This is a genomic window from Nocardioides mesophilus (assembly GCF_014395785.1).
GTDB lineage: Bacteria > Actinomycetota > Actinomycetes > Propionibacteriales > Nocardioidaceae > Nocardioides_B > Nocardioides_B mesophilus.
The window spans coordinates 3054241-3069229 of the sequence record NZ_CP060713.1 but is presented as its reverse complement, the minus strand read 5'-3'; the positions used below and the strand labels follow the sequence as shown (position 1 = coordinate 3069229).

14 protein-coding genes are annotated in these 14989 nt (G+C 71.5%); 5 read left to right on the top strand and 9 right to left on the bottom strand.

The annotated features are described in order from the left end of the window. The first annotated feature begins 11 nt into the window (after window positions 1-11). Window positions 12-1205 (top strand): acetamidase/formamidase family protein, encoded by a 1194-nt coding sequence (locus H9L09_RS14870; protein WP_246456045.1) that lies wholly within the window; start codon window positions 12-14, stop codon window positions 1203-1205. Then, on the top strand, window positions 1118-1810 hold the full coding sequence (locus H9L09_RS14865) for an SDR family NAD(P)-dependent oxidoreductase (RefSeq protein ID WP_246456043.1): 693 nt from the start codon (window positions 1118-1120) through the stop codon (window positions 1808-1810). Before H9L09_RS14870 ends, H9L09_RS14865 begins: the two co-directional genes overlap by 88 nt. A 79-nt stretch (window positions 1811-1889) precedes the next feature. On the opposite strand, the gene H9L09_RS14860 is transcribed toward H9L09_RS14865, so the two are convergent. From H9L09_RS14860 to H9L09_RS14845, 4 genes are all read right to left on the bottom strand, one after another. Further along, the gene (locus tag H9L09_RS14860; RefSeq protein ID WP_187577655.1) at window positions 1890-3536 is read right to left on the bottom strand and encodes an ABC-F family ATP-binding cassette domain-containing protein; all 1647 of its coding nucleotides are present in this window, start codon (window positions 3534-3536) and stop codon (window positions 1890-1892) included. A gap of 83 nt (window positions 3537-3619) precedes the next feature. Continuing rightward, a complete protein-coding gene (locus tag H9L09_RS14855; RefSeq protein ID WP_187577654.1) occupies window positions 3620-4237 on the bottom strand; it encodes a M23 family metallopeptidase in 618 nt (205 codons plus the stop codon). 52 nt (window positions 4238-4289) lie between these two features. Beyond that, entirely contained in the window at window positions 4290-4985 is a 696-nt protein-coding gene (locus H9L09_RS14850) for a Type 1 glutamine amidotransferase-like domain-containing protein (protein ID WP_187577652.1), read from the bottom strand. Between the two features lie 25 nt (window positions 4986-5010). Next, the gene (locus H9L09_RS14845) at window positions 5011-5829 is read right to left on the bottom strand and encodes a YeiH family protein (RefSeq protein ID WP_246456535.1); all 819 of its coding nucleotides are present in this window, start codon (window positions 5827-5829) and stop codon (window positions 5011-5013) included. Between the two features lie 288 nt (window positions 5830-6117). Here H9L09_RS14845 and H9L09_RS14840 point away from each other — a divergent pair, with 288 nt between their 5' ends. Beyond that, window positions 6118-7017 carry a LysR family transcriptional regulator gene (locus H9L09_RS14840; RefSeq protein ID WP_187577651.1) on the top strand — a complete coding sequence of 300 codons (900 nt, stop codon included), beginning with the start codon at window positions 6118-6120 and terminating at the stop codon, window positions 7015-7017. A 4-nt stretch (window positions 7018-7021) separates the two neighbouring features. Here the strand turns inward: H9L09_RS14840 and H9L09_RS14835 are convergent, their stop codons facing one another. The 4 genes from H9L09_RS14835 to H9L09_RS14820 all read right to left on the bottom strand — a co-directional run bounded on the left by H9L09_RS14835 (window position 7022) and on the right by H9L09_RS14820 (window position 9860). After that, on the bottom strand, window positions 7022-7483 hold the full coding sequence (locus H9L09_RS14835) for a hypothetical protein (RefSeq protein WP_187577650.1): 462 nt from the start codon (window positions 7481-7483) through the stop codon (window positions 7022-7024). Between the two features lie 178 nt (window positions 7484-7661). Next, window positions 7662-8039 carry a YccF domain-containing protein gene (locus H9L09_RS14830; RefSeq protein ID WP_246456041.1) on the bottom strand — a complete coding sequence of 126 codons (378 nt, stop codon included), beginning with the start codon at window positions 8037-8039 and terminating at the stop codon, window positions 7662-7664. 67 nt (window positions 8040-8106) lie between these two features. Next, window positions 8107-8781, bottom strand: coding sequence for a response regulator (locus H9L09_RS14825; protein WP_187577647.1), 675 nt, complete (start codon window positions 8779-8781; stop codon window positions 8107-8109). Continuing rightward, entirely contained in the window at window positions 8781-9860 is a 1080-nt protein-coding gene (locus H9L09_RS14820; RefSeq protein WP_187577645.1) for a sensor histidine kinase, read from the bottom strand. The genes H9L09_RS14825 and H9L09_RS14820 overlap by 1 nt, the downstream gene beginning before the upstream one ends. Before the next feature lie 218 nt (window positions 9861-10078). Here H9L09_RS14820 and H9L09_RS14815 point away from each other — a divergent pair, with 218 nt between their 5' ends. After that, window positions 10079-10795 (top strand): ABC transporter ATP-binding protein, encoded by a 717-nt coding sequence (locus H9L09_RS14815; RefSeq protein WP_187577644.1) that lies wholly within the window; start codon window positions 10079-10081, stop codon window positions 10793-10795. Beyond that, a complete protein-coding gene (locus tag H9L09_RS14810) occupies window positions 10795-11529 on the top strand; it encodes an ABC transporter permease subunit (protein WP_187577642.1) in 735 nt (244 codons plus the stop codon). Before H9L09_RS14815 ends, H9L09_RS14810 begins: the two co-directional genes overlap by 1 nt. Window positions 11530-11547: 18 nt before the next feature. On the opposite strand, the gene H9L09_RS14805 is transcribed toward H9L09_RS14810, so the two are convergent. Beyond that, window positions 11548-14943, bottom strand: coding sequence for an ATP-binding protein (locus H9L09_RS14805; protein WP_187577641.1), 3396 nt, complete (start codon window positions 14941-14943; stop codon window positions 11548-11550). Between the last annotated feature and the right edge of the window lie 46 nt (window positions 14944-14989).

The window sequence follows — 14989 nt, the reverse complement described above, 5'->3', positions numbered from 1 at the left end:
AGTTTTCGACGATGGAGCTGATCGAGTTCACCCCCACCCGCGAGCAGTACGCCTACACGTTCGGCGGCGTGCCGCCTCAGATGAGGGTCAAGCCCGGCACCGCGCTGCGGCTGTGGTCCGACGACGCGTTCGGTGGGGCACTGCGCAGCGTCGAGGACCTGTCCAGCGCGAAGGTCGACCTGCGGTTCGTCAACCCGCAGACCGGACCCTTCTACGTCGAGGGCGCCGAGCCCGGTGACACCCTCGTGCTCCATCTGGTCGACCTCGTGCCGGCGCGGGACTGGGCCGCCTCCGCGGCGATCCCGCTCTTCGGCGGGATGACCGGCACCGACCGTACGGTCAACCTCCAGCCGGCGCTGCCGGACACCACCTGGATCTACGAGCTCGACCGCGACCGCAACACGGTCGCCTTCACCGCCCGGCACAGCGATCACCGCGTCGAGCTGCCGGTGGAGCCGATGCTCGGCACCGTGGGCGTCGCCCCGGCCGGGGGCGAGGTGCGCTCGTCGCTGGTGCCTGACCGATTCGGCGGCAACATGGACAGCCCCGAGATGCGCGCCGGGGCCACGGCGTACCTCGGGGTCAATGTCGAGGGGGCGATGTTCTCGGTGGGCGACGGGCACTACCGCCAGGGCGAGGGCGAGGCCTGCGGCACCGCCGTGGAGGGGGCGATGACGACCACCCTGATCGTCGACCTCGTCAAGGGCCACGCCCCTGGCTGGCCGCGGATCGAGACCGACACCCACATCATGGCGATCGGGTCGAGCCGGCCGATGGAGGACTCCTGGCGGATCGGCAACGCCGAGCTCGTGCACTGGGTGAGCGAGATGTGCGGCCTGCACGTGATGGACGCCTACCAGCTGTGCTCGCAGATCGCGCAGGTCCCGGTCGCCAACGTCGTCGACGCCAACTACAGCGTGGTGGTCAAGGCGGCCAAGCGGCTGCTCCCCCCGCGGAGGCCTTCGGCGGTATCCACGCGGAGATGCGGGCCCGTGCCCGCTCCCTCGGGACACTCTGACCCGCAGCACCCCTTCCACGAAAGGCAGCACCCATGGACCTGCAGCTCAACGGAACCCGCGTCCTCGTCACCGGCGGCACCCGGGGCATCGGCCGCGCGGTGGTGGAGGCCTTCCTCGACGAGGGGGCGGTGGTCGGGTTCTGCGCCCGCAGCTCCGAGGAGGTGGCCGCGACCCAGGAGGCGTTGAGCGATCGCGGCAACGTCACCGGCTCCACGGTCGACGTGGCAGACGCCGCGGCGCTCGCCGCGTGGGTGGACGAGTCGGCCGCGTCCTTCGGCGGCCTCGACGTCGTGGTGGCCAACGTCAGCGCGCTGGCCATCCCCGACACGGAGGAGAACTGGGAGCTCAGCCTCAACGTGGACGTCATGCACACCGTCCGCCTGGTCAAGGCGGCCATGCCGCACCTGGAGCAGAGCCAGGCCGCCTCGATCATCGCGATCTCCAGCGTGTCCGGACGTGAGTCCGACTTCGCGTCCGGGCCCTACGGGACGGCGAAGACCGCGATCATCGGCTACATCCACGGCCTCGCGATGCAGCTGGCCCCGCAGGGGATCCGGGCCAACACCGTCTCCCCCGGCAACACCTACTTCGAGGGCGGCGTCTGGCAGAGCATCGAGGGCGGCGACCCGGACTTCTTCAAGACCGCGGTCGAGCTCAACCCGACCGGTCACATGGGCACGCCGGCGGAGATCGCCGCACCGGTGGTGTTCCTGGCCAGCCCCGTCGCCAGCCGGATCAGCGGCACCAACCTCGTGGTCGACGGTGCCCTGACCCGCGGGATCCAGCTGTAGAGGCTGCACGAGTCCGCGATGCTGCGGATCGCGGCGCGACGGCGTCCGGAACGGTGCTCCCCGGAGCCATGGGTCAGCCCTACTGCTCGGTGCTGACCTGACCGTCGCGGACGTGCCAGCGCTGGTCGAGCCGGACGTTGTCCAGCAGCCGCCGGTCGTGCGAGACGAGCAGCAGGGCTCCCTCGTAGGACTCCAGCGCCTCCTCGAGTTGCTCGATCGCCGGGAGGTCCAGGTGGTTGGTGGGCTCGTCGAGGACGAGCAGGTTCACTCCGCGGGCCTGCAGCAGCGCCATCGCGGCACGCGTCCGCTCCCCCGGTGAGAGCCGGCCGACCAGGCTGGTCACCTGGTCAGCCTTGAGGCCGAACTTCGCCAGGAGCGTCCGGACGTCGGCCGGAGCCATCTGCGGCATCGCCGTCTCGAAGGCGTCCCCGAGGGGGAGCTCCTCGGCCAGTCCGGTGCGGGCCTGGTCGATCTCACCGACCGCGACCGAGGCGCCCAGGCTGGCTCTTCCGGTCTCCGGCGTGAGCCGTCCGAGCAGGAGCCGCAGCAGCGTCGTCTTGCCGGCACCGTTGGGACCGGTGACGCCGATCCGGTCACCTGCGCTGACCTGCAGCGAGGCCGGACCGAACGTGAAGCCGCCGAGGGTCGCGGTGGCCGCGTCGAGCGTGGCGACGACCGAGCTGGAGCGGGGGGCGCTGCCGATCGTGAAGCGGAGTGCCCACTCCTTGCGGGGCTCGTCGACCTCCACCAGGCGGGCGATCCGGGACTCCATCTGGCGGACCTTCTGTGCCTGCTTCTCCGAGGACTCCACGCTCGCCTTGCGGCGGATCTTGTCGTTGTCCGGGGCCTTCTTGATCGCGTTGCGGACGCCCTGGGAGCTCCACTCCCGCTGGGTGCGGGCGCGGCTGACCAGGTCCTCCTTCTTGTCGGAGTACTCCTCGTAGGCCTCACGGGCGTGCCGCCGGGCAACCGCCCGCTCCTCGAGGAACGCGTCATAGCCACCGTCGTAGACCGCGACCTGCTGCTGGGCCAGGTCGAGCTCGACGATGCGGGTCACGACCCGGGAGAGGAACTCGCGGTCGTGGGAGACCAGGACCACTCCGGAGCGGAGCCCGCGCACGAAACCCTCCAGGCGCTCGAGTCCGGCGAGGTCGAGGTCGTTGGTGGGCTCGTCGAGCAGCACGATGTCGAAGCGGCTCAGGATCAGCGCGGCCAGCGCTGCTCGGGCCGCCTGCCCACCGGACAGCGAGGTCATCAAGGCGTCCGTGCCGACGTCGAGACCGAGCTCGGCCATCACCGGCGGGAGTCTCTCGTCGAGGTCCGGTGCACCGCTGGCCAGCCAGTGGTCGAGGGCGTGCGCGTACGCGTCACCTGTGGCGGGCGACCCATCGCCGTCACCCAACGCGGCCGCGGCCCGTTCCATGGCCTCGGTGGCCGCAGCAGCCCCCGTACGTCGGCCGACGTACTGCAGGAGGGTCTCGCCCTCGACCCGCTCGTGCTCCTGGGGAAGCCAGCCGACGAAGGCGTCGTTGGGTGCGGTCGAGACGGAGCCGTCGAGCGGATCGAGGTCGCCGGCGAGGATCCGCAACAACGTGGTCTTGCCCGCGCCGTTGGCGCCGACCACGCCGACCACGTCTCCGGGCGCCACGGTCAGGTCCAGGGACTCGAACAGGGTGCGGTGAGCGTGCCCGCCGGCAAGCTGCTTCGTGACGAGGTTCGCGCTCATCCGACGATCGTAGTTACCGCGCCGCGGCGGGCATCGCCGCCCACCCTGGACGCGCGATGGCCTGGCAGCGGGGAGAGGTGCCCCTACCCCGCCTCGATGATGTCGCCGTTCCTGGGCAGCCGGCCCTCGAAGGTGATGGGCACGGCCGCGGCGTGCAGCACCTCCAGCCGGTCGATGGCCTGAACGTGGACATGGGGCTCGGTGCTGTTGCCGGAGTTGCCGCAACGCCCCAGCGTCTCGCCCGCCCGAACGCTGTGACCAGGCCGCACCTGGACGCTGCCGCGCTGCAGGTGGCACAGCGCGACCACTGGGCCGTGGTGCGTCTCGATCATCACGTGGTTGCCGGCCAACGCCACCCAACCCGCTGCGGCCCGGCGGCGCTGGGTGAGGGCATAGCCGACGGACGGCAGCCCGCGGAAGGCGGCGTGATCGGCCGCCGTGTCATGCACGCCGACGACCACGCCTTCAACGGGGGCGAAGATGGGGCGGCCGAACCCCGGGAACCGCTCCGCTGGTTCGGGGCGCAGGAGCGACCCGAACGTGATGGGTGCCGTGCGCCCTGCCTCGTCGACCGGGACGAAGTCGATCGCGAAGGACGTCGCCAGCAAGGTGGTGCCGTGACTGGGAACTCGGTTCGCGGGGCTGTTCTGGGTCAGCCAGCGGCCCTTGAACGGATAGGTCAGATCGACTGTCGACACCATGGCGACGACCCCCTCTTCCGTGCGAGGACGACTCCATTCTGCTGCTGGGCAGCTACGCCTGGTCCGGTCCAGAGCTCAGGGTCCGGAGCTGCTCCCAGTGCCCTTCGGACACGAAGTGGACCTCCCCGTTGACCACCGTGATCGCCGTCTGGTCGTCCATCGCGTACGCCGCGTTCGGGATGCCGGCCGCCCACTGCTCCGCCTCGGCCATGGGGTTGCCCGGCATCCCGTCGGCGGCCAGGTGCGGGCAGATCGAGAAGTCGACGACGCCCAGCGTGGTGTCATCGCCGGTGGGCGGCCGCCACTGGATGAAGTCGTCCCCGACAACGGGGGTCATCACCATGCTGCCCGCGCTGAGTCCCACCCAGACGGTCTCGTTCAGCGACGGCAGCAGGTCCGCCAGCCCGGACTCGCGCATCCAGTGACACAGGTAGAGGACGTCGCCGCCCGCGACGAGGAGGGCATCGGCCTCCCGGACCAACGGCACCCACTGCTCCTTGTCGATGCTGGGCAGCGCGGTCAGCTTCAGCACGCCGACGGACTTCCAGCCCAGGTCGACCATCGGGTTCTGGGAGTTGCCGCTGATGAACTGCCACGCCCTCACCCCCGGGCCGACCATGGGATGCCCGTACTGCGCAGTGGGGATGCACAGCGCCGTGGATTCGGCTATCGGCTTGCCGAGGAGCTCGACGAGCGCGTCGCGGATGCTGGCGTTCGTCACGCCCCCGGAGGTGAGAAGAAGCTTCAAGGTGTCTCCTGGAGGTGGAGTTCGTTCAGAGGAGGATGGAGACTCCGGCCAGCGCGATCCCGGCCACCAGCAGGGTGGAGAGGACCGAGAGTACAAGGGCTGGGCCAGTGTTGCGCGCCAGGCTGCGCAGGTGCACGCCGGTTCCCATGCCGAAGAGAGCTGCGGCGAGGGTCGCGGTCTGCAGCGCCTCCAGCAGAGGCAGAAGCGGGTCAGGCACGAGTCCGGCGCTTCGAAGGACGACGCAGGCCAGAAACCCGAGAACGAACGCGGGAACGATCGGAGGGCGGCTCGCCGTCTCGGTCCTGGCGGACTCCGAGCGCATCCTGCGACGCACGCTGACGCCGGCGACGACGGGTGCCAGGAGCAGCACGCGGGTCAGCTTGACCACGATGGCCACGGCAACGGCCGCTGCTCCCGCCGGACCGGCAGCAGCGACGACCTGGCCGACCTCATGGACGCTCGCGCCTGCCCAGGCTCCGTACTGCTCGTCCGTGAGCCCGAGCGGAGCCTGGAGGAGCGGCAGGATCACCATTGCCGCGGTGCCACAGAGCGTCACCATCGCGATGGCCACGGCTACGTCGTCGTCATCCGCTCCTGCGTTCTCCTCCATGGCCGCGATGGCGGAGGCACCGCAGATCGCGAACCCGGTGCCGATGAGGAGGCTGCGAGCCGGCCCGAGCCCGATCTTCTGCCCGAGCCAGGTGGTGGCGAGGAGCGTGGAGAGGAGAGTGATCACGACCAGGGCGATCATCGGGGCGCCCAGCGCACCGATGGAGACCAGCGAGAGCGAGAAGCCGAGCAGCACGACGCCGATCCGCAGAAAGCGTTTGGTGGCGAACTTCAGTCCCGACCGCGTCCGTGCCGGCAGCGCGCCCGAGTTCGCCGCGACGGCCCCAGCAGCACAGCCCAGGTGAGCGTTCCCAGGGAGGGGAGGATGCGATGGCCGACGAGAGCAGCGGCAACTCCCATCACAGTGACCGCCACGCCCGGCGCGAGGGGCCGGAACGCCTCCAGACCGAAGCGGACGCTCCGGCGACCGAGTGACAGCGGCTCGATGTCCATGCCCTCAGACTGCGGTGGATGACGAACATCCGGTAGCCGGCACACGGGCAAGGGGTCATACGCTTGACGCATGGCCGCGCCGCTGAACCTGGAAGACCTTCGTGTGCTCGTCCTCGTGGCAGAGCAGGGAAGCATCGGCAGGGCGGCTGCCCAGCTGGGCTTCTCGCAGCCAACGGTGAGCCGGCGCATGTCGGCTCTGGAGAGAAGCCTGCGGCTGCCTCTGCTGGAGCGCAGCAGCACCGGGAGCTCGTTGACCCCCACGGGCCAGGTGGTGGTCGACTGGGCCACGAAGCTGCTCGAGAGTGCCGACGACTTCAGCCGGTCATTGGAGGTTCTGCGGGGCGCGCATCGCCCGTCGGTGCGCGCGGCCGTGAGCATGACGATCGCCGAGCATCACGCGCCGCAGTGGGTCGGCCGGCTGAGGCAGCACCACCCGAACATCACGGTGACCCTGCTGGTGCAGAAATCCGCCAGGGTGGCCGAGCTCGTGACAAGCGGAGAGGTGGACGTCGGGTTCGTCGAGTCTGTGACGCTCCCACCGGCCCTGGAGCGTCATCGCATCGCGTGGGACCGGTTGGTGGTCGCGGTGCATCCGGACCATCCGTGGGCCGAGCCTGGCCGCGTGGTGAGCGCGGCCGAGGTCGGCCAGGCCCCGCTCATGGTCCGAGAGCCGGGATCCGGGACCCGGGAGACGTTGGAACAGGCACTGAAACGAAGAGGGCACCCCCTGAATCCCGGTCTCGAGATGGCTTCGAACACGGCCCTGAAGTCGGCGGCTCTGGCAGGGATGGGGCCGGTGGTGCTGTCCACGACCGCCCTTGCAGCGGAGTTGGCGTCAGGGAAGCTGGTCGCGGTCCGTGTCGCCCGTCTCGGGCTCCGGCGTCCGCTCACGGCGATCTGGCGGCAGCGGCCGCAGCTGTCGGACGCGGCGCTGGCGCTGGTGGAAACCGCCACCACAGCCCCTGCGTGAACGGTCAGTCCAAGATGATCGTCTGGCAGCTGGAGGTGTAGGTCTGGTCCGCGCCTGCGCTCATCGTCCAGATGACCCCGAGCGGGACCCCCTTGGGCAGCACGGCGGCATCCTGGGGGCTGAAGACATGCCTGCCGGACGCGTTGCCGGCTGCGTTGGTCGTCAAAGTCGCGGCTTCCACGTCCTGGGGCAACGCCGCGGAGCAGGTGGTGTCCGGTCCGTAGATGTGCAGCGTGACCGTGTACGAGGTGTCTGCGGTCGCGTGCTGGAGGTGGTACTGCTCATGGGCAAAGATGTTGGGCCCGTTGGCATGGATGTTCTCCACGAAGCCGGAGCCGCCGGAGGTGCCAGGGGACGGGGACAGCACGATGTGCGTCGAGTGATAGGTCGCATCCGCTGACGCGGCGACCGGGGACATGACCGTTCCCGTCAGCAGGAGTGCGGCGAAGACAGCTGGTGTACGCATTCTTGACTCCTCTGCTGGTTGCCGAAGCCACAAGCGGTTTCAGCATGACCGGCCACGGCTCAGGGTGACCATGGCTCAGGTGGGCCAACCCGGGAGTGGCGTCGCAGTGGCGGCCCTTCCTGGTCATCGTCGACACGCCGCTCGGGTGGCGGCGCGCTGGAGTGCACGTCCGCCTCGTTCAAGCGGGTATGCCGTACGGGTCCTTGGCCACGCTGGAGATCGGCACGATCTCGCGTCCGAGGGGCACCAATGACAAAGGGATCATCTTCCAGCAGGCGACGCCGAACGGGATCCCGATGATGGTGATCATCAGAAGCGCGCCTGCGAACAGGTGGATCAGGGCCAGTTCCCAACCGAAGAAGATGATCCACACGATGTTGCCGATCACCGACCACAGGCCCGCATCGCGTCGCCAGGTCGCCGTGCGACCGAAGGGCCAGAGGACGAAGCTCGCCAGTCGGAAGGACGCGATGCCGAACGGGATCGTGACGATGAGCACGAATGCCAGCAAGCCGGCTATGACGTAGCCGATGGCGAGCCAGAATCCGGCCAGCACCAGCCACAGGATGTTGCCTACCGTCCTCACAAGACAACCCCAGCACAATTGCGCCCTCTGTCAAGGCTCAGGGAGTGGAGTCGCCCGGGGTGACGAGGCCGCTCTCGTAGGCCGCCACCACGAGCTGTGCCCGATCGCGCAGGCCGAGCTTGGTCAGGATCCGGCTGACATGGGTCTTGGTCGTCAACGGGCTCAGCGTGAGCTCGCGGGCGAGCTCAGCGTTGGAGAGCCCTCGCGCCACGAGCCGGAGGACCTCGACCTCACGCTCCGTGAGGTGCCCCGTGAGAGGCTCCGTCCCCCGCGCGGCGGGTGCGCGTGAGCAGAACTGTGCGACCAGCCGCCGGGTGACCTGGGGACTGATCAGCGAGCCGCCTTCGGCGACGACCTGGACCGCCCGGTGGAGGTCCTCCGGGGAGGTGTCCTTGAGGAGGAACCCGCTCGCTCCGGCGCGCAGGGCGTCGTACACGTGCTCGTCGAGGTCGAATGTGGTGAGGACCAGCACCCGGACGGCGGCCAGCTCCGGGTCGGCGCTGATCCGCCGGGTCGCCTCTATCCCGTCCATGACCGGCATCCGGACATCCATCAGCAGCACGTCGGGCGCCTGCGACCTGGCGAGGGCGACGGCCTGCTCGCCGTTCGACGCCTCCCCCACCAGCTCCAGGTCATCGGTGTACTGCACCTGCAGACGAAAGCCGTTGCGGATCATCGCCTGGTCATCGGCGATGCCGACACGGATCGTCATCACGACCGTCCCAACGGCAGCTCGGCGTGGACCGCCCAGCGACCGGTCGAAGTGCGCCCGGCGGACAGCACGCCCCCGGCCGACACGGCTCGTTCACGCATGCCGCGCAGCCCGTTTCCCTCCTCGACGTCAGAGGCCGGACCGACGGCCTCGCCCCGGTCGAGAATCTCGAGCTCCAGCGTGTCGGCGACCCTGACCGCGACCTCGGCCTCCTTACCGGGTGCGTGCCGCAGCACGTTGGTGAGGGCTTCCTGCACGATGCGGTACGCCGCCTCGCCGGCGGCGGCCGGGACATCGCCGAGGTCGCCGTCCACCTCCAGGGTCACGTCCAGGCCCGAGCGGCGCGCGTTGCCGACCAGGTCCGGCAGGTCGCGCAGCCCGTGATGCTCCTCCTCGCGCAACAAGGTGACCAGCCACCTCACCTCCCGGAGGACGCTGCGGCCTGCTGCCTCGATGTCGCGGAGGGACGCGGTGGCGTCGTCCAACGCGCCGACAGCGACTGCCATTCTCGCCGCGCCCGCCTGCACGGTGATAGCCCCCATGCCGTGGCCGACCACGTCGTGCAGCTCTCGCGCGATGCGCAGTCGCTCGGCCATCACGAGCTCGGTGCGCCGCTGCTGGTCGCGGCCGGACTTGAGAGCCACGAGCAGTCCAGCGGCTCCGGACACCGAGCACATGAGGCCGTAGGCTGCGGCCTCAAATCCCAGACCGGCCACTTGCAGCGGGGCTACAACCCCGAGCAGCGCCCCGAGCAGCGCCCCGGCACGCCAGGTCGGCGAGTGCTCCGGCGAGCTTCCCTCGATGGTGTACCCGCGACCCACGACGAACACCATGACCGAGACCGCGACAGGGAGCGCCGGTCCTCCCACCAGCAGCTGCGCCACGTAGCCGACCACCGTGGCGGCCAGCGCAATGAAGGGAGCTCTGGCCCGCGCGAACAGCGCCAGTCCTGACGCGATCCCCAGCAAGGCGGCGACCGCCGCGCTGCCCGGCGACCGATCGGGCAGCCCGGTCCCTACAGACACCGTCTGAAGCAACGCACAACCGACGGGAAGCAGCGCCTTTCTGAGGAAGTCCATCCGCTCCTCCCGAACCAACATCATCCGCACCGTCGGTCGATCATCCCGCACGCCGGCCAGGCTCGTCCTCCCTCCGGCGGCGACACCTCCGTACTCCCCGAGGAGTACGGACTGGGACCGGAGGAGCAGTCCAAGTGCGTCCCTGTGGCGGACGCAGTGAGCTGACGCGGTGACCAGCATGGAGATCAGGCCAGACCGACCGGGATGAGAGGAAACCCATGTCCAGCATCACCATCGACCGGCTCACCAAGCACTACGGCGCGGTGCGCGCCGTCGACGACCTCAGCTTCTCCCTCGGGGCCGGGTCCATCACCGGATTCGTCGGCGCCAACGGTGCCGGAAAGTCGACCACGCTGAGGATGCTGCTGGGCGTCACCCGGCCGACGTCCGGCACGGCGCGGATCGAGGGACACCGTTACGTCGAGCTCCGCAACCCGACCAGACTCGTCGGGGCGCTCCTCGACCCCGACGTCTTCCACCCGAGACGGCGAGGCAGAGACGCGCTGGGGGTCCTGGCCGCTGCCGGCAACATCTCCGACCGACGAGTCGAGGAGGTCTTGGAGCTCGTCGGGATGAGCGACGCGGCCCACCGAAGGGTCAGCGGCTACTCGATGGGCATGCGTCAGCGGCTGGGCCTCGCCGCCGCCCTGCTCGGCGATCCCCCCATCCTCGTGCTCGACGAGCCAGCGAACGGGCTCGACCCCATGGGGGTTCGCTGGCTGCGGACCCTGCTGCGAGACCTCGCCGACGAGGGCCGGACCGTCCTGGTCTCGAGCCACCAGCTCGCCGAGCTGGCCCAGACCGTCGACGACGTCGTCGTCATCGACCACGGCCGGCTCATCGCCGACGGCCCCATGCGCGACCTCATCACCGAGGGCGGCGCCACCTCGCTTGAGGACCTCTTCCTCGAGCTCGTCCAGAAGGGACACTCCTGATGCGCGCGACTCTCGCCTCCGAGTACCTCAAGCTCCGGACGCTCCGCCTTCCCGCACTCCTCCTGGTCATGGGGACCGTCTTCTCGGGCGCCATCGGCGTCAGCGGCGTCCTCATGCAGCCAGCCGGGACCCCGCTGGACATCGACCAAGCGGGTCGCGCGGTGACAGCGCCGATCTGGTTCCTGGTCGCTGTGGTCGCGATCCTCGCCAGCGCAGGTGAGTTCCAGCACCACACGATCCGGACGACGCTGCTCTCGACGCCGCATCGCACCGACGTGCTCATCTCGAAGGCCGTGGTGATGGGTGGCTACGGAGCGGTCATGACCGGGCTCGGGATGGCTGCCTCGATCACGGCGGTGCTCGTGACCGCCCGGATCGACGGGGTGCCCCTCGATGCCGGTGGCGCTGCGGCCTGGTTCGGCCTGGCCGCGGCGGTGTGGGCGGGGGCCCTGTTCGGGATGCTCGCCGCTGCCCTCGGCATGCTCACCCGCGGTACGGCGCTCGCACTCACCGCTCTGCTGCTCTGGTACTTCGTCGGCGAGGGCGTCCTGCCTGTGGTGCTCAGGCAACCCGGCCTCAGCCACTGGACTCCGTCCGGCGTGGCGACGACGCTCACCTATCCGGCCTTCGAGCAGCTGAGCACGGTCCTGGCGAGCGGCGCAGCGCTGTTCGGGTACACCGCCGTGTTCGTCGCCGCTGCGGCATGGATGTTCCTCAGGCGTGACCCAGACTGAGATCGAGGGCGGCGGTGCTCAGCGGGGCAGGACCAGGCCGATGCCGCTCGCCCGGGTCGCCGCCTCCGCGGCGAGCCGCGCCCCCTCGGCCGCGTCACCGGGGCGGCCGCGCCGGGCCCGGGTCCTGGCGAGCTCGTGGGTGATGAGCACCTCGAATGCCGTCATGCCCTCGGCCGCGGCCCGGTTGCGGGCCGTCTCCAGCTCGGCGACCGCCTCGTCGAGCTCTCCCAGCGCGCGGGCGAGCAGCCCGAGGTAGTGGTCGGTGAAGCCGGCCAGCCCGATACCCGTGCCGACCCAGACGGGCAGCCCCCGGTAGGGCAGCAGCTGCTCCCGGAGCGCGGCCGCTGCCACGGGGTCGCCGAGCCCTGCCCAGACCTCCGCGCGGTAGGCGGTGGTGTAGAGCCACAGGAAGTCGTCGTCCAACGGACGCTGGTCGGCCCAGACCCCGAGCAGGGCGGGGACCTCGGCGGCCCGGCCGGTGCGCTGCAGCACCAGCGCGCGCAGCTCGTCCAGCGGCCCGGGCGGCATCAGGTCGACCAGCTGCTCGGCGCGGGCCCAGCGTGCCGGTCCGCCGTAGACCAGGTCCGCGTTGAGCTGGAAGAGGGGTTCCAGCACGTCGGCCGACACGATCGTCGTACGCCGGTGCAGTGCGACGACCTCGGCGAGCATCTGCTCGGCGTCAGCGGGCCGGCCCTCCGCCAGCGGACGCAGCACCTCGGCGTACCGCACGATGACGTCGACGATGGGCTGGCCCTGGTCGCGCGCCAGCTCGCGTGCGGCGGCGTAGTCGGACCAGCCGTCCGCGAAGCGGCCGAGGGCGAGCCGGTCGGACCCGCGCATCAGCAGGGCGCGCGCCTCGAGCTCGCGGTCGCCACCGGCGCGGGCGCGTCCGAGCAGCCGTTCGGCGACGTCGAGCCGCTCGTGGGCGCAGTCGACGTGCATGAGGGAGGCGTGCGCGACCTCGAGGACGTCGGACACCTCAGACCGGTCAGGCTGGTCGGCCGGCGCCAGGGCGAGGGCAGCGGCGGTGAGCTCGCGCGAGCGCGGCGCGTCCACCCAGTACAGCTCCAGCGCGAGCGTGGCGACCACGCGGGCGCGGAGCCCGGACAGCTCCGCGGGCAGCTCGTCGTGGAGCCGCTCGAGCAGGGTGACCGCGCGGCTGTCGACGGAGCCGTAGGTACGCCAGTTCCACACGGTCGTGGTCACCGAGACCGCCAGCTCCGCGCTCGCCACGACGTCACCGAGGTCGAGGACCTCCTGGGCGCGGACGACGGCTCGCTCCCACGCCTCGGCGACCTGACCGGCCCGGATCAGCGCGCTGACATGAGCGACCACGAGCCCGTGCCGGTCGGCGCTGGTGGCGGTCCGGTCCCGGTCGGCGGCGTCGACGGCCAGGCCGAGCCAGCGCGCGGCCTCCTCCGGTGCGGCGCGTCGCCGCGCCTGCGCCGCGGCCCGCGCCGCCCACTCCCACGTGGCCCGCGCGTGGTCGGCGCCCGCTCGCGCGTGGTGCTCGGCGATCTCCGCCGCGTGGCTCCGTTCGGCGTCGGGTCGCAGCGCGGCCAGGGTGTCGGCCACCGCCGCATGGCGCCGCGCCCGTCGCGGTCCCGGGATGGCCGCGTAGACGGCCTCCTGCACCAGCGCGTGCACGAAGCGGTACGAGCCGGAGGGCTCCTCGGTCACCAGTCCCGACAACAGGGCCGCCTCGAGGCCCTCGTCGACCATCGCCGGGTCGTCGAGGTCGCCGGCGACCTCCACGACATCGGCGTCGAACGAGCGGCCGACCACGGCCGCCGTAGCCAGCAACGCCCGCGCGCTGTCGGGCAGCTGGGCGAGCCGCCGGCGTACGACGTCGCGGACGCCGTCGGGCACCTCGAGCTCGGCCACGGCGGACGCCTCGGAGAGCCGGTGCTCGCGAGCGAGCAGGTCGACGAGCTGAGCGATGTAGAAGGGGTTGCCCTCGGTCCGGTCGCGCAGCGCCCGGGCGACGTCGGGAGGTACGCCGGTGTGCAGCCGCTCCTCGACGTAGGTGCTCACCTCGTCGGTGGTGAGCCCCGTCAGCGGCAGCCGGAGGGGCTCGTCGCGGGCCAGGTCACCGAGGGCGTCGGCGACCGCCGGGCCCCAGTCGGCCTCCGCGTCGCGGAGCGTGGTCAGCACGACGACGGGCAGCCCGGAGAGCGCAGGTCCGAGGTGGCGCAGCAGGCGCAGGGAGTCGGCATCGGCCCAGTGCAGGTCGTCGAGCACGACGAGCAGCGGCCCGGCCTCCCGCAGCATCGCCAGCGCCCGCTCGGCGAGGTCGAAGGTCTCCAGGCCCTCCTCGACCAGCCCCGGCAGGACCTGGGTCCACGGCCACAGGGCGGGCGCCGTGCCACCCTCGTCGCAGCGGCCCCACCGCGACGCGAGCCCGAGAGCGGTCGCGGGCGCGGCCGCGGCCTGGGCCAGCCGGGTCTTCCCGATGCCCGGCTCGCCGGTGACCAGGACGAGGCGGCCCCGACCGTCGACGGCCTCTACGAGCGCCCCGGTCACCGTGGCGAGCGGGGTGACCCGGCCGACGAGACCGCGGGGCGCCTGCGGCGGCTCCGTCGGCACGCGGACGGGCGCCGGTAGCGCCGGCGGCCGGGCGGTGGGCCGAGCCGCCGGTTTCACGCCGGCCGGCACCGCCACCGAGGGGTCCTGGCGCAGCAGCGCCGCCTCCAGGTCGCGCAGCGGCGGGCTCGGGTCGAGACCGAGCTCCTCGACGAGCACCGCGCGGGCCCGGGCGAGCGCCTTCAGCGCCTCCCCCTGGCGCTGGCAGCGGTACAGCGCCAGGGCGAGGAGGCCCCATGCCCGCTCGCGCAGCGGGCGGGCCGAGACCAGCGCCTCCAGCGGCGCGACGGCCACGGCATGGCGCCCCCGGTCGATCTCGGCCTGCCAGCGGTCCTCCGTCGCGAGCAGCCGCAGCTCGCCCAGCCGGCTCGCCTCGGCGGCGATCGACGGCGCGGCGGGACAGTCGGCGTACGCCTCCCCGCGCCACAGGCCGAGTGCCGCCTCGAGCTCGGCCGCCGCGGCATCGGGGTCGCCGGCGAGCAGGGCGTGGCCGGCCGCGGCCCGGCGCTCGAAGACGACCGCGTCGACGTCGTCCGGTGCGGCGAGCAGCGCGTAGCCGGGCGGCCGCGTCACGAGCAGCGTGGCCGGCGAGCGGGCCGGACGGTCCCGCTCGAGCGCGCGGCGCAGGTGGGCCACGTAGCTCTGCAGCGAGGCCATCACCTTCGGCGGCGGCTCCTCGCCCCAGACCTCGTCGACGAGCCGGTCCACCGAGACGGTCCGTCCACCGGCGGCCAGCAGGAGCGCGAGCACGGCACGCGGCTTGGCACCGCCCAGGTCGGCCGGTCCGGTGGCGGCGCGGACCTCCAACGGCCCGAGCACCCGCCACTCCATGGCGCACACCCTAGGGCCGGCCTCCCCCGTCTCGCTGCTGATTCTG